The sequence below is a fragment of the Verminephrobacter eiseniae EF01-2 genome, assembly GCF_000015565.1.
Taxonomy (GTDB): Bacteria; Pseudomonadota; Gammaproteobacteria; order Burkholderiales; family Burkholderiaceae_C; genus Acidovorax; species Acidovorax eiseniae.
Window position 1 is genome coordinate 868,643 of sequence record NC_008786.1, and the last position, 13,268, is coordinate 881,910.

At 67.9% G+C, this 13,268-nt stretch carries 11 protein-coding genes; 7 read left to right on the forward strand and 4 right to left on the reverse strand.

Annotation, left to right across the window (positions count from 1 at the left end; all coding sequences use genetic code 11):
* Window positions 1-9: 9 nt before the first annotated feature.
* The 4 genes from VEIS_RS03840 (at window position 10) to VEIS_RS03855 (ending at window position 5,498) form a co-directional block, all read left to right on the forward strand.
* A complete protein-coding gene (locus VEIS_RS03840; RefSeq protein WP_011808580.1) occupies window positions 10-807 on the forward strand; it encodes an ABC transporter permease in 798 nt (265 codons plus the stop codon).
* 347 nt (window positions 808-1,154) lie between these two features.
* Complete coding sequence (gene amaB / locus VEIS_RS03845; protein WP_011808581.1) at window positions 1,155-2,690, forward strand: L-piperidine-6-carboxylate dehydrogenase; 1,536 nt, start codon at window positions 1,155-1,157, stop codon at window positions 2,688-2,690.
* A 40-nt stretch (window positions 2,691-2,730) separates the two neighbouring features.
* Window positions 2,731-3,807, forward strand: coding sequence for an amino acid ABC transporter substrate-binding protein (locus VEIS_RS03850; RefSeq protein ID WP_011808582.1), 1,077 nt, complete (start codon window positions 2,731-2,733; stop codon window positions 3,805-3,807).
* A complete protein-coding gene (locus tag VEIS_RS03855; protein ID WP_011808583.1) occupies window positions 3,804-5,498 on the forward strand; it encodes a thiamine pyrophosphate-binding protein in 1,695 nt (564 codons plus the stop codon). The genes VEIS_RS03850 and VEIS_RS03855 overlap by 4 nt, the downstream gene beginning before the upstream one ends.
* Window positions 5,499-5,842: 344 nt before the next feature.
* Here VEIS_RS03855 and VEIS_RS03860 read toward each other — a convergent pair whose 3' ends face one another.
* The 3 genes from VEIS_RS03860 to VEIS_RS03870 all read right to left on the reverse strand — a co-directional run bounded on the left by VEIS_RS03860 (window position 5,843) and on the right by VEIS_RS03870 (window position 9,176).
* A complete protein-coding gene (locus VEIS_RS03860) occupies window positions 5,843-7,537 on the reverse strand; it encodes a thiamine pyrophosphate-binding protein (RefSeq protein ID WP_011808584.1) in 1,695 nt (564 codons plus the stop codon).
* A gap of 81 nt (window positions 7,538-7,618) precedes the next feature.
* Window positions 7,619-8,284: an amino acid ABC transporter permease gene (locus tag VEIS_RS03865; RefSeq protein ID WP_011808585.1), complete on the reverse strand. Its 666-nt coding sequence runs from the start codon at window positions 8,282-8,284 to the stop codon at window positions 7,619-7,621.
* Window positions 8,285-8,291: 7 nt separating this feature from the next.
* On the reverse strand, window positions 8,292-9,176 hold the full coding sequence (locus tag VEIS_RS03870; RefSeq protein ID WP_011808586.1) for a transporter substrate-binding domain-containing protein: 885 nt from the start codon (window positions 9,174-9,176) through the stop codon (window positions 8,292-8,294).
* A 272-nt stretch (window positions 9,177-9,448) separates the two neighbouring features.
* Here VEIS_RS03870 and VEIS_RS03875 point away from each other — a divergent pair, with 272 nt between their 5' ends.
* The 3 genes from VEIS_RS03875 to VEIS_RS03885 are packed head-to-tail and all read left to right on the forward strand — an operon-like array spanning window position 9,449 to window position 12,200.
* Window positions 9,449-10,744, forward strand: coding sequence for an NAD(P)/FAD-dependent oxidoreductase (locus tag VEIS_RS03875; protein ID WP_041949793.1), 1,296 nt, complete (start codon window positions 9,449-9,451; stop codon window positions 10,742-10,744).
* A gap of 11 nt (window positions 10,745-10,755) precedes the next feature.
* On the forward strand, window positions 10,756-11,517 hold the full coding sequence (locus VEIS_RS03880) for an aspartate/glutamate racemase family protein (protein ID WP_086014386.1): 762 nt from the start codon (window positions 10,756-10,758) through the stop codon (window positions 11,515-11,517).
* Entirely contained in the window at window positions 11,502-12,200 is a 699-nt protein-coding gene (locus VEIS_RS03885) for a GntR family transcriptional regulator (RefSeq protein WP_011808589.1), read from the forward strand. The genes VEIS_RS03880 and VEIS_RS03885 overlap by 16 nt, the downstream gene beginning before the upstream one ends.
* Before the next feature lie 141 nt (window positions 12,201-12,341).
* Here the strand turns inward: VEIS_RS03885 and VEIS_RS03890 are convergent, their stop codons facing one another.
* Entirely contained in the window at window positions 12,342-13,175 is an 834-nt protein-coding gene (locus VEIS_RS03890) for an aldolase/citrate lyase family protein (protein ID WP_011808590.1), read from the reverse strand.
* Window positions 13,176-13,268: the final 93 nt, after the last annotated feature.

Consider the following 13,268-nt stretch of genomic DNA (forward strand, 5'->3'; position numbering starts at 1 on the left):
GGGCAAGGCATGTTGGAAATCCACAAGACATCCTGGCCCATGCGCTTGCTGGTGCTGGTCCTGTTCGCCTACCTGCTGGCGCCGGTGACCCTGGTCTTGCCGCTGTCGTTTTCGGGCGATCAGGTGCTGCGCTTTCCGCCGAGCTTCTGGTCGACGCGCTGGTACACGGCATTGTTCGGGAACGCGCAAATGCTCAAGGCATTCTCGACCAGTCTGGTGTTGGCCACGATCGTCACCACGGTGTCTATCGTGGTTGCCGCCCCGGCGGCCTGGGCGCTGGCCCGGCTCGACTTTCGCGGCAAGCAACTGCTGCTGAACCTGTTGACGGCGCCGCTGCTGCTGCCGAGCATCGTGCTGGGCCTGGCCATCCTGATCGTCTTTGCGGCCTTGGGTTTGCTGGCCACGATGCAGGGCCTGGTATTGGCCCATCTGGTGCTGACCCTGCCTTACGCGCTGCGGGTGCTGGCGGTGTCGCTGAGCACCCAGGACCGCGCCTGCGAGGAGGCCGCGCGCACCCTCGGGGCCAAGCCGATGGTGGTGTTCTTCAGGGTCACCGTGCCACTGATGCTGCCGGGCATCGTGGCCGCGGCGGCCCTGTGCTTTCTGGTGTCGTTCGATGAAGTGGTGATCAGCCTTTTTCTCACCGGCCCGCGCATCACGACGCTGCCGGTCGCGCTCTACCACTACGTCTACAACCAGGCCGACCCGCTCGTTGCCGCCGCCTCGGTGTTGTTGATCTTGCTGACGCTGGCCGTGATCATGATCGTCGAACGGGCGCTGGGATTGGGCCGGGCCTTTGTCCGATAGGCGGCGCTGCGATATGCGCAGGCCATGGTCTTGCAGCGGCAGGGGCCGCGTCCCGAGACGGCGGCACTGCGGCGATGCCGCTGCTGCCGAGCGCCAGTCCCGCACGGTCAGGGACAGGGCCTCGGGCATCGGGCCCGACGACACAGGCAAGCCGTCGCCGGGCGCGAGGGCATGCACGCCGTGCTGCGCTCGCGCTGCGCATACGCGCGGGGACATGCAGCGAACTGCGCCAGATGCAATGGCTGCCGATCGAATGGCCCGAGGGGTCGTGACGGGTTGGCACCGGGCGAGGTGCGTAAGAGGTGCGTAAGATATGAGCGCCTGTGCCTTCGACTGCGAAAGCTGCCATGTCCGCCACCCCTGCCACCCCCCTCGCGCATGATGCCGATGCGCTGCTGCAACGCCTGGGCGTGCCCCGGGCCGCTTACACCGGGGGCGACCTGCCGGTGCGCTCGCCGATCACCGGCGAAACGCTGGGCGCCGTGCCGCAGTCGACGCCGGCCCAGGTCGCCGCCGCCATCGGCCGCGCCCAAGCGGCGTTTCTGGAGTGGCGCAACCTGCCTGCGCCGCGCCGTGGCGAACTGGTGCGCCTGCTGGCGCAAGAACTGCGCGCCGCCCGGGACGAGCTCGGCGGGCTGGTGACGCTGGAGGCGGGCAAGATACCGTCCGAAGGGCAAGGCGAGGTGCAGGAGATGATCGACATCTGCGACTTTGCCGTGGGCCTGTCGCGCCAACTGTACGGCCTGACCATCGCCACCGAGCGCCCCGGCCACCGCATGATGGAGACTTGGCATCCATTGGGGGTGTGCGGGGTGATCACGGCCTTCAACTTCCCGGTCGCCGTGTGGTCGTGGAACGCCGCGCTGGCGCTGGTGTGCGGCAACGCCGTGGTCTGGAAACCGTCGGAAAAAACCCCGCTCACGGCGCTGGCGACCCTGGCCATCGCCCGGCGCGCGCTGGAGCGCTTCGGTGCTGCGCCGGCAGGGCTGCTGGAACTGATCGTCGGCCAGCGCGCCACCGGCCAGGCGCTGGTCGACGATGCCCGCGTAGCCCTGCTCTCGGCCACCGGCTCCACCGCCATGGGCCGCGCCGTGGGGCCGCGCCTGGCGGCCCGCTTTGCGCGCGGCATTCTGGAATTGGGCGGCAACAACGCCGCCATCGTCGCCCCCACGGCCGATCTGGACCTGGCCCTGCGCGGCATCGCCTTTGCCGCGATGGGCACCGCAGGCCAGCGTTGCACCACGCTGCGCCGCCTGTTCGTGCACGACAGTGTCTACCAGACCCTGGTGCCCCGGCTCATCGGGGTGTACGGCCGCGTGCAGGTGGGCGACCCGCGCAGCCCCGGCACGCTGGTGGGCCCGCTGATCGACCGCATGGCGTTCGATGGCATGCAACAGGCGCTGGCGCAAAGCCGCGCACTGGGCGCCACCGTGCACGGCGGCAACCGGGTCGAGGGCATTGCGGGCGACGCGGCCTACTATGTGCGCCCGGCGCTGGTCGAACTGGCCCGGCATGAAGGCCCGGCGCTGCATGAGACCTTCGCGCCCATCCTGTATGTGCTGCGCTACCGGTCGCTCGACGAAGCCATCGCGCTGAACAACGCCGTGGGCGCGGGCCTGTCGTCATCGATCTTCACCCTCGACATGCGCGAGGCCGAGCAGTTCCTGTCGGCGGCAGGCTCCGATTGCGGCATCGCCAACGTCAACATCGGCCCCAGCGGCGCCGAGATCGGTGGCGCCTTCGGTGGCGAGAAAGAAACCGGCGGTGGCCGCGAGGCCGGCGCCGACAGCTGGAGGGCCTACATGCGCCGCGCCACCAACACCATCAACTACTCCACGGCCTTGCCGCTGGCGCAGGGCGTGACTTTCGATATCGATGGCTGACCTGCGCGCCGCTGGAAACAAGCACTCCCGGAGACGACCGATGGCCTTTTCCCCGCGCCGCACCGTGATCATCGCCACCGTTGCCGCCCTGGTGTGCACCGCTGGCGCGTGGGCCCAGCCATCCGGCGCAGCGCAGACCACGCTGGAGAAGATCGAGGCCAGCGGCAAGGCCGTTCTGGGGGTGCGCGAGTCATCGCCCCCGATGGCCTATGCGCTGGGCGCGAATGAAAAGTACCTGGTGTCGCGTCACCGATCAGATGTCGTAGGCTGCGCGCAGCCATCGGAGCGCAGCGCAAGGCGCATCGCTTGCCCATACCGAGCTGTATTGGCAAGCGATGCAACGCCGCGATGCGCTTCGATGGCCAGCGCGGACCGACAGATGATCGGTGACGCGACACGAGGCTACCATGTGGAACTGTGCGAGCGGGTGCTCCGGCAGATCGCGCCTGCGGCCAAGCTCGAATACATGGCCGTGACGGCACAGAACACGCTGCCACTGGTGCGAAACGGCACGCTGGACATCGGCTGCGGCCCGACCACCAACAACCAGGCGCGCCAGCAGCAGGTGGCCTTTGCCGTGACCACTTACGTGAGCGAAGTGCGCATGGCGGTGCGCGCCGACTCGGGCATCGCTTCGGTCGACCAACTGGGCGGACGCACCGTGGCGGCATCGACGGGAACCACGGCGGTGCAGATGCTGCGCAAGCTCGAACGCACGCTGGGCGCCCCGATCACCGTCTTGCTGGGCAAGGACCATGCGGAGAGCTTTTTGCTGCTCGAATCCGGCCGGGTCGATGCCTTTGTGCTCGATGACAACCTGCTGGCCGGCATGATCGCGAGCGCCAAAAACCCGGGCCACTTCCGCATCGTCGGCCAGGCCCTGGGCAGCGAGCCGATTGCCTTGCTGATGCGCAAGGACGACCCGGCTTTCAAGGCCGCCGTCGATGGCGTGCTGATACGCCTGATGCAAAGCGGCGAGTTGGAAAAAATCTACGCCAAGTGGTTCGTCGCGCCGATCCCGCCAAAGAACCTGAGCCTGAACCTGCCGATGGGCAGCACGCTCAGGGCCTCGATCGCCAGCCCGAACGACAAGCCCCTGGAGACCTTTCTCAAGTGACCATCGACGCACCCCTTGCCAACCCCCGCCGCACGGGCGGCCAGATCCTGGTCGATCAGCTCGTCACCCACGGCGTCAAGCAGCTTTTTTGCGTGCCCGGTGAAAGCTACCTGGCCGTGCTCGACGCGTTGCACGATGCCTGCATTGCCGTCACCGTGTGCCGTCAGGAGGGCGGCGCCACGATGATGGCCGAGGCCCAGGGCAAGCTCACGGGCCAACCCGGCATCTGCTTCGTGACGCGCGGGCCGGGGGCGACCAATGCCTCGGCCGGGGTGCACATTGCGCAGCAGGATTCGACGCCATTGATCCTGTTCGTCGGCCAGGTGGCGCGCGGCGCGCTGGGGCGCGAGGCGTTTCAGGAACTGGACTACCGCGCCGTGTTCGGCACCATGGCCAAGTGGGTGGTGCAGATCGACGACCCGGCCCGCGTGCCCGAGTTGGTCGCGCGCGCGTTCCGCGTTGCCACCTCGGGCCGCCCCGGGCCGGTGGTGGTGGCGCTGCCCGAAGACATGCTGACCGAAGCCGCCACGGTGGCCGATGCCTTGCCCTGCCAGGTGACCGAAACCCATCCGGGCGCAGCGCAAATGGCCGAACTGGCCCAGCGCCTGCAAGCGGCCCGGCAGCCGGTGGCGCTCGTCGGCGGCAGCCGCTGGTCGGCACAGGCGGTGCGCGAATTCGCCGCGTTTGCTCAGGACTGGTCGCTGCCCGTGTACTGCTCGTTCCGGCGGCAAATGCTGTTTCCCGCCAATCACGCCTGCTATGGCGGCGATGTGGGCCTGGGTGCGAACCCCAGGCTGCTGGCGCGCATCCGCTCGGCCGACTTGCTGCTGCTGGTGGGCGGGCGCCTGTCCGAAGTGCCGGCGCAGGGCTATGAACTGCTGGCCATCCCCAACCCCGCGCAGCCGCTGGTCCATGTGCATGCCGACGCCGGCGAGTTGGGCAAGCTCTACCACCCCGCGCAGGCGATACACGCCACGCCGCAAGCCTTTGCCGCGGCGCTGCAGCGCCTGCGCCCCCAGGCCGGCGTGCCATGGCACGCCCATGCCCGGGCGGCCCATGCCGAGTACCTGGCCTGGAGCGACCCGGCAGCGATCCGGATTCCGGGCATGCTGCAAATGGGCCAGGTGATGCAGCACCTGCGCGCCACGCTGCCTGCCGACACCCTGCTGTGCAACGGCGCGGGCAACTTTGCCACCTGGGTGCACCGTTTCTGGCCGTTCACCAGCTACGCCAGCCAGTTGGCGCCCACCAGCGGCTCGATGGGCTATGGCCTGCCCGCCGGCGTCGGCGCCAAGCGCCTGTGGCCTGAGCGCGAGGTGCTGGTGTTTGCCGGCGACGGCGACTTTTTGATGCACGGCCAGGAGTTCGCCACGGCCGTGCAATACGGCCTGCCGATCATCGTGCTGCTGCTGGACAACGCGATGTACGGCACCATCCGCATGCACCAGGAGCGCGAATACCCGGGCCGCATCAGCGCCACGCAATTGAAAAACCCCGATTTCAAGGCCTACGCCCAGGCCTTCGGCGGCCATGGCGAGCGCGTCGAGCGCACCGAAGACTTCGCCCCCGCGCTGGCCCGCGCCCGCGCCAGCGGCCTGCCCAGCCTGCTGCACTGCCTGATCGACCCCGAGGCCATCACGCCCACGGGCACCTTGCAGGGCATTCGCCAGGCGGCGCTGGCCAAGGGCTGAACCCCGGGACTGAAAAAAGAAAAGCGCCCGCCGCAATCGCGGGGGCGCTCAGTGGTGCGGTGCTGCCGCCGTACTGCCAGTGTTACCGTACTGGCGCCGCAGCAGCGGCCTGAATAAAAAAGTTGCGAAGCCTCCTGAAACGAAAGAAGAGAGGGAGGGAGGAGAAGCGTTCCAAGAGATCAGTCGGTGCCGTGAGGCTTACCGAAAGGCTTCGCAACGAACAGGACTGTACATCAGGTAACGGCCTGATGCAAGGGGTTGAATGCGGCGAGTTTGGCAAATTTTCACAGTCGCGGCTGATTTTTTTCAAAAATCGCAAAAACACACTGCTTGCTGCGCTGCGCTCAACCCATCCATTGGCTCACGGGCGTTGCCGCATCCTGCAACTCCTGTGAGATGACATCGATCAGCGCCGGCCCGTCGTGCCGCAATGCGGCCTCGATGGCGCCATCGAGCTGCGCCGGGTCTTGCACGCGCCAGGCTTTGAGGCCAAAGGCTTCGGCGACGCGCGCATGGTCGGTGCGATCGAAGTCCACCGAGAAATAGCGCTCACCGTACCCGGCCTTCTGGCTGGCCTTGATCCAGCCGAACACGCAGTTCGAGAAAACCACCATCTTGACCGGAATCTTGCGCCGCACCATGGTCTCCATCTCGCCACAGGTAAAGCCGAAGCTGCCGTCGCCCATGACCGACACCACGACGCAATCGGGTCGGCCGATGGCGGCGCCGATGCCCGCCGACATTGCGAATCCGAGCGCCCCTTGCGCCCGGTTGGTGATGAATTGCCGTCCGGGTGTCGCCGCGTTGAAGTAGGCCGAAAAGTACGGGCAAGGCGTGCCGGGATCGGCGACGACGATCGCGTTGCCGGGCAGCAGGCGGTTCAGCGCATCCACCACGCGCTCGGGCTTGATGGGCCGGTCCAGCGAGGCTGCCAGCGGCTGGAAGTGTTTGTGCTTGGCCGCGCGCGCGGCTGCGGCAATGGCCGCGCCGTCCGCTCCGCTGCGCGGCCGCTGCGCCAGGCGGTCATGGACCAGCGCATTGAGCGCCCTCAAGGTCAGCCGGGCGTCCCCGACGAGCGCGACATCGGTGCGGTAGTTGGCGGCAATCGCCATCGGATCGACATCGAGATGCAGCACCGGGATTCGTCGTGACGGGTAAGTCCAGTGCTCGGTCGAGGTCGATCCGGCCCTGCAGCCGATGAGCAGCACCAGGTCGGCGTTGCCGAGAATGGCGCGCGTGGCATGGCTGCCGCCATTGGCGCCAACGACGCCGGCGTTGAGCGGGTGCGTGTCTGCCAGGCTGCCTTGTCCGCTGATCGTCGTCACCACGGGCGCGTTCAACAGCCTGGCCAAGGTGTCGAGCTCGCCGCAGGCGCCGGAGATGACCAGGCCGCCGCCGCACATGATGACGGGCGATTGCGCTGCGGTCAGCCGGGCTGCGGCAGTGTCGATCTCGGCCGGATCGGCTGCATAGCGCATGGCCGGAAAGCGGTCATGGCCGGGCTGTGCCCAGATGTCCTGCGCGTCTGCCTCATGCTTTTGAACGTCATGGGGCAGGCAGATATGCGCCGCTCCCGGACGCCCTGTGGTCATCGCGCGAAACGCGCTGCGCACGATGCCCGGGAGCTGATCGACGCGATCGACACGGGCGTTCCACTTCGTCAGCGGTCGATACAGCGCTTGCTGGTCGAGTTCGGTGAGCGGGTATTTGCCGCGCGATCCGACCGGGACATCGCTGGTGATGCCCAGCACGGCGATCGAGGATTCATTGGCCTCGACCAGGCCAGGCAGCAGGTAGGTGGCCCCGCCGCCGCTGGGGCCTTCGCAGACGCCGACTTTGCCGGTCACGCGGGCGTAGGCATCGGCCATGTAGGCGGCGCTGCGCTCATCGCGCGTGAGGATGTGCTCCATGCCGTGGTCCAGCCGGGCCAAAGCGTCGTAGAAGGGCAGGCTGGTGTCGCCGCAGAGGCCGAAGATATGCTTGACGCCATTGAGTTGCAGCATGCGCACCATGGCCTCGGCGCCGTTCATCTTTGTCATGGGAAGGTTTTCTCGGTGGGGTGGGTCAGTCGGTATGCCGGTGCCACGCGGGGGGATCGGCGGGGATCGGCGCCGGGGCGTTCATCGGCGGGTTCCGAGTCTGGTCTCGACACGCTGCGCGGCGACGGTCAACGGAAACAGCACGGCGAAGTAGATCACGGCGACCACGGTGTAGACCTCCAGGGGCCGATAGATGGCCGCCGTGATCACGGCGCCCTGGTAGAGCAGGTCTGCCACGGCGATGGTCGAGACCAGGGAGGTGTTCTTCAACTGCATCACCGTCTGGTTGATGAACGATGGAATCATGATGCGCACGGCCTGGGGGAGGATGATGCTGCGCAAGGTCTGGGCATGGCGCATGCCCAAGGCCCCGCCGGCCTCCCACTGGCCTTTGCCCACCGCCTCGATGCCGCCGCGGAACACCTCGGCGTAGAACGCCCCGGCGTACAGCGTCAGCGTGAGAAAGCAGGCCATGATCGGCGACAGCGCCACGCCCGAGAGGACCGGCAGCGCGTAGTAGATCCATACCAGTTGCACGAGCAACGGCGTGCAACGAAAAGCCTCTATGTAGGCGATGGCAGGCAGCCGGAGCCAGCGCGACCGGTGGGTCCGGATGACGCCGGCAACCAGCCCCAGTGCGACGCCCGCGAGGACCGTGGACAGCGTGAACAGCATCGTCACGCCCAGCCCCCGGGCGATCAGCGCGCGGTAGGGGGCCAGGGCGCCGAAACTCCAGGCGTAGTCCATGGCGCGCTCAAAAGTGGATCTCGGCCGGGATGTCGCCCGCAGCGATGCCCAGTTCTACCAAGCCTTTGGTCATCCATTCGCGGGTCTGCCCGATCGCTCGGTTGTAGTCGGCCCAGACACTCAGGAAGTCGCGCCAGCGTTTGTCGGTCTCGATCCGGGTCCCGATGTTCGTCGGCAGCGAGAGGATCGGGCGCGGAATCACCATCTCGCCGAGGGTCGGGTTCTTCTTGAGCATCGGCAGCGCCAGCACCGCCAGCACGACATTCACGTCCGCCCGGCCGGTGGCGACGGCAAGCACCGCTTCGTCGCGGTTCTTGAAGGCGCTGATACCGGCTTTGGGCGCATAGCGGCGCGCAATCGACTCATGGGTCGAGCCCAGGTCGACGGCGATGCGCACTTCGGGCCGGTTCAGGTCTTCCCAGGTCTGCGGCTTGCGAAAGCCCTTGCGCGTGACCACGGTGAAAGAGTGCACCAGGATCGGCGTTGCAAAATCGATGACCAGCGCGCGCTCCGGGGTCGGGTTCACCGCGAAGGCGAGATCCACCTTGTCCGATTGCAGGTCGAGGATCTGATGGCCCCAGGTCGACTCCAGCAGTTCCACCCTGACGCCGAGCTTGGCCGCAATGTCGTTGGCCATCTCGATACAGGCCCCGCCCCACTGGCCCGTCATCAGGTCCTTGGTGAAGTACGGCGCCTGACCCAGGATGACTGCGGCTCTGAGCACGCCTCTTTTTTGCACGCGATCGAGCGTCGAGTCGGTGCGCGGCAGCGCCACTTTCGCCGGCGCCGCAGGCGCCGCCCGGGCCGCCTGCGCCCCGGGGGCGGTCAAAGCACCCGATAGCGTGGCTGCGCCGATCAATGCAGTAGAGGCAAAAGCGTGTCTGCGTTTCATGCGGACCCCCTGGTGGTTGGACGCTGCGGGACCGACTGGCGCCGGTCTGCGCCGACCCGTGCCGCTCTGTGCGTCAGCGCCCTGCGCCCCTGCGCCCCTGCGCATCACGCGCTGAATATCGATCTGAATTCAGTGTATTGCACAGACTTGTATTCAGCAAGTGGTACGATACACGACCACTTTCCGGAGCGCCCGATGGCCCGCGCTTTTGCCCACCTGCCACCCCCCCGGGGCAGCGCCCGCGCTGCTCCATGCACTTGCGGCCGCACGCCATGACGCGCCATGTGGTCATCATCGGGGCCGGCATCGTCGGTGCCGTCAGTGCCATCGAAGCGCTGCGCGCGGGTCTTCGGGTCACGCTGGTAGAGGCCGGCCCGGCCGGTGGCGAGCAGGCTGCGAGCTACGGCAATGCCGGCTGGCTGTCGTCGCACTCGGTCATTGCGCCGGCCGAGCCGGGCCTATGGAAAAAAGTGCCGGGCTTCGTGCTCGACCCGCTGGGGCCTTTGGCGATACGGATGCGCTATCTGCCGCAGGTGGCGCCCTGGCTGATGCGCTATCTGGCCTCGGGCTGGACCGAGGCCCGGGTCGAAAAGACGGCGCATGCGCTGCGCGCGTTGCTGGTGGATGCGCCGGCATTGCACCACGATCTGGCCAGCGCAGCCGGGGTTGCCGCGTTGATCGAACGCCGTGGTCTGCTGCACGCCTACCCATCGCGGTCGGACTTCGAGGCCGACGGCCTGGCCTGGCGCGTGCGCCACAAAACCGGGGTTCGATGGCAGGAACTGCAGGCCGACGCGCTGCACGCGCTCGAGCCCGCGCTGCATCCGCGCTACCAGTTCGGTGTATGGGTGGGCGAAGCCGGCCATTGCCGCGATCCGGGCGCCTATGTGGGCGCGCTGGTGGCGCATGCCTGCGCGCAGGGCGCGGCCTCGATCTGCGCGCAGGCCACGGGGTTCCGGTTCGAGTCCGGGCGCCTGCGGGCCGTCAGAGCCGCTGGCGCCGACATCGGGTGCGACGCTGCGGTGATTGCAGCGGGCGCGCACTCGCGCGCGCTCGCCGCCCTGGCCGGCGATCTGCTTCCTCTGGAGACCGAGCGCGGCTATCACGTCATCGTCGACGCGCCGCAGATGCTGCCCGAGCGCCCCCAGCTACCGCAGCTACCGGTCATGGTGTCCGACTGCAAGGCGGGAGCGACGCCGATGGAGCGCGGCTTGCGCATTGCGGGGCAGGTCGAAATCGCCGGTCTGAAGGCCGCGCCGAACTGGCGCCGGGCCGAGATTTTGCGCGACCACCTGCTGCGCATTTTCCCCGGCCTGCCTGCGCCTTTGCCCGCAGCCAGCCTGCACTACTGGATGGGCCACCGGCCCAGCATGCCCGACGGCCGGCCGTGCATAGGCTACGCCAGTGCCTCGCGTGACGTGGTGCACGCTTTCGGGCATGGGCATATCGGCCTGGCCAGCGCGGCCCGCACCGGACGCCTGGTGGCGCAACTGCTGTCCGACCGAACGCCCGAGATAGACCTGGCCCCTTTCGACCCGCGCCGGTTTGCCAGGCCCTTTGCGCCATGATGCGGCCCGCCATGAACCCACCGGCAGGCTCGACCATCGCGCGCGGCGGCAAGGCCGTCTACGGAGCGCCCCTGGGCATCTTGATGCTGGAGGCCCGATTTGCGCGCATTCCGGGGGATATGGGCAATGGCCGGACTTGGCCGTTTCCGGTGCTGTACCGGGTGGTGCCCGGCGCCAGCCCGGAAAAAGTGGTGCTCGACGGCGCGCACGGCCTGCTGCCGGACTTCATCGCGGCGGCGCAGGACCTGGTGCGCCTGGGGGCCGAGGCGATCACCACCAACTGCGGGTTTTTGTCGTTGTTTCAGCAGCAGCTTGCGGCGGCCGTGGGCGTGCCGGTGGCCACTTCTGCGCTGCTGCAAGTGCCCTGGGTGCAGTCGCTGCTGCCACCCGGCCAGCGCGTGGGCGTGCTCACGGTCAGCGCTCGCACCCTCACGCCGGCGCACCTGAGCGCAGCCGGTGTGCCGCTGGATACGCCGATCGCCGGCACGGAGGGCGGGCGCGAGTTCTTCCGCGTGCTGATCGAGGCCGAGAAAGACGATCTGGACATCGCCCTGGCCGAGCAGGACATCATCGACGCCGGGCGCGCGCTGGTATCGGGCGCTCCCGAGGTCGGGGCCATCGTTCTCGAATGCACCAACATGCCGCCGTATGCGGCGGCACTGCGCAGGCAACTGGGCCTGCCGGTCTACGACATTTACTCGATGGTGAACTGGTTTCACGCCGGCCTGAGGCCGCGCGCATTCAGTGGACAAAGCCCATGGCCAATCCCGTAGAGCAGGACCCGGAGCCATCGGGCGGCAGCATCGCCGATCGGGTCTACGACCAGGTCAGGAGCATGGCCATAGGCTATGCCATCAAACCCGGCGAACGGCTCAACGAGGGCGAACTCGCGCGCCAGTTGGGCGTCAGCCGGACGCCGCTGCGCGAGGCGCTCAATCGCCTCAACACCGAAGGGCTGATGCGCCTGGTCCCCGGCAAGGGCTTTTATTGCCGCGACCTGGATGTGCACGAGATCTTCTCGCTGTATGAACTGCGCAAGGCCGTCGAGGTCGCGGCCATCGGGCTGGCGCTGGTGCGCGCCAAGGAGGGGGACATCGATGCACTGCTGGCGTTTCTCGATGCCACCGGGCCGGACGCAGCCGGGCGCAGCACGGACCAGTTGGTCGCGCTCGATGAGCAATTTCACGAGCGCCTGATGGCGATGTCCGGCAACTTCGAGATGGTCCGCGTGCTGCGCAACGTGAATGCGCGCATCCATATCGTGCGCTGGACAGACATGGAGCGCGGCGACCGGCGGGTGACACAAAACGAGCATCGCCAGACGCTGCTGGCCCTCAAGGCACGCGACGGCCCGGGCTGCGCGCGTTTGCTCGAGCGCCACATCGATCGCCGCATGGACCAGATCACATCGGCCCTGAAAGAGGGTTATGCGCAGATCTACATGCCGCGTGGCTGATTCCATTCCTGAAACATCCGTGCACTGTGCCGGCGCCGCTGGCCGTGCATTGGTACGGTCTGCGCTCCGCCTGCGCGTTCACGAACGAGGCAGAAATGGAATGCGGCTCAGCCGCGCAGCCAGACGCAACGGGCCACTCGCTCAGTAACCGGCAGCGCGGGGGGCTTGCCCGCCGGCGGGCACGGCGCGAAAACCGGCCAGCAGTTTTCTGGCTGCGTTGACCAGCAGTTGCGCGTCCACCCCGACCGCGACGAACAGGGCGCCGGCCGCCAGCCACTGGTGCGCCTGGGGCTCGCTGGTGACCAGAATGCCCGGGGCCTTGCCGGCGCGCAGGATGCGCCCGATGCCGTCTTGGATCGCGGCCTGCACGCTCGGGTGCTCGGGGTGGCCCGGATGGCCCATCGAGGCCGACAGGTCCGCCGGGCCGATGAACACGCCATCGACTCCCGGCGTGGCGGCGATGGCGTCGAGGTTGCCCAAGGCTTGCACGGTTTCGGCCTGCACCAGCAGGCATATCTGCTGGTCGGCCTGGTGCACATAGTCCGGATAGGACTGCCAGCGCGAGGCGCGCGCCATGGCGCTGCCCATGCCGCGCATGCCCGCCGGGGCGTAGCGCGTGGCGCGCACCAGGGCCTGCGCCTGCTCGGCCGTGTCCACCATCGGCACCAGCAGCGTCTGCACGCCGATGTCCAGGTACTGCTTGATCAACGTCTGGTCGCCGATCGGCACGCGGGCGATCGGATGGGGCGCCGGCGCGCCGGCGGGCAGGGCACTGGTGGCGCTGGCGATGGCCTGCAACTGGTGCAGTATCGAGCGCAGGTCGTTGGGCGCATGCTCGCCGTCGACCAGCAGCCAGTCGTAGCCTGTGCTCGCAAGAAGCTCGGCGCTGTAAGCGTCGGCCAGTCCGAGCCACAGGCCGATTTGTGCCTGGCGTTGCGCGATGGCTTGCTTGAAAAGGTTGGTGGGTGTGTGCATGTCGTTGCTTTCCGGATCGAGGGTGCGGGGCCTGCCATGGTACGCGGCTGCGGGTCATGCGCGTGCTGCGGCCGCTATAGTTCGCAGCCCGCA

Bases quoted from the DNA above. Each gene is read 5' to 3' on its own strand.
- VEIS_RS03840 (WP_011808580.1), top strand. From the start codon at position 10: ATGTTGGAAATCCACAAGACATCCTGGCCCATGCGCTTGCTGGTGCTG.
- amaB (WP_011808581.1), top strand. From the start codon at position 1,155: ATGTCCGCCACCCCTGCCACCCCCCTCGCGCATGATGCCGATGCGCTG.
- VEIS_RS03850 (WP_011808582.1), top strand. From the start codon at position 2,731: ATGGCCTTTTCCCCGCGCCGCACCGTGATCATCGCCACCGTTGCCGCC.
- VEIS_RS03860 (WP_011808584.1), bottom strand. From the start codon at position 7,537: ATGACAAAGATGAACGGCGCCGAGGCCATGGTGCGCATGCTGCAACTC.
- VEIS_RS03865 (WP_011808585.1), bottom strand. From the start codon at position 8,284: ATGGACTACGCCTGGAGTTTCGGCGCCCTGGCCCCCTACCGCGCGCTG.
- VEIS_RS03870 (WP_011808586.1), bottom strand. From the start codon at position 9,176: ATGAAACGCAGACACGCTTTTGCCTCTACTGCATTGATCGGCGCAGCC.
- VEIS_RS03875 (WP_041949793.1), top strand. From the start codon at position 9,449: ATGACGCGCCATGTGGTCATCATCGGGGCCGGCATCGTCGGTGCCGTC.
- VEIS_RS03880 (WP_086014386.1), top strand. From the start codon at position 10,756: ATGAACCCACCGGCAGGCTCGACCATCGCGCGCGGCGGCAAGGCCGTC.
- VEIS_RS03885 (WP_011808589.1), top strand. From the start codon at position 11,502: ATGGCCAATCCCGTAGAGCAGGACCCGGAGCCATCGGGCGGCAGCATC.
- VEIS_RS03890 (WP_011808590.1), bottom strand. From the start codon at position 13,175: ATGCACACACCCACCAACCTTTTCAAGCAAGCCATCGCGCAACGCCAG.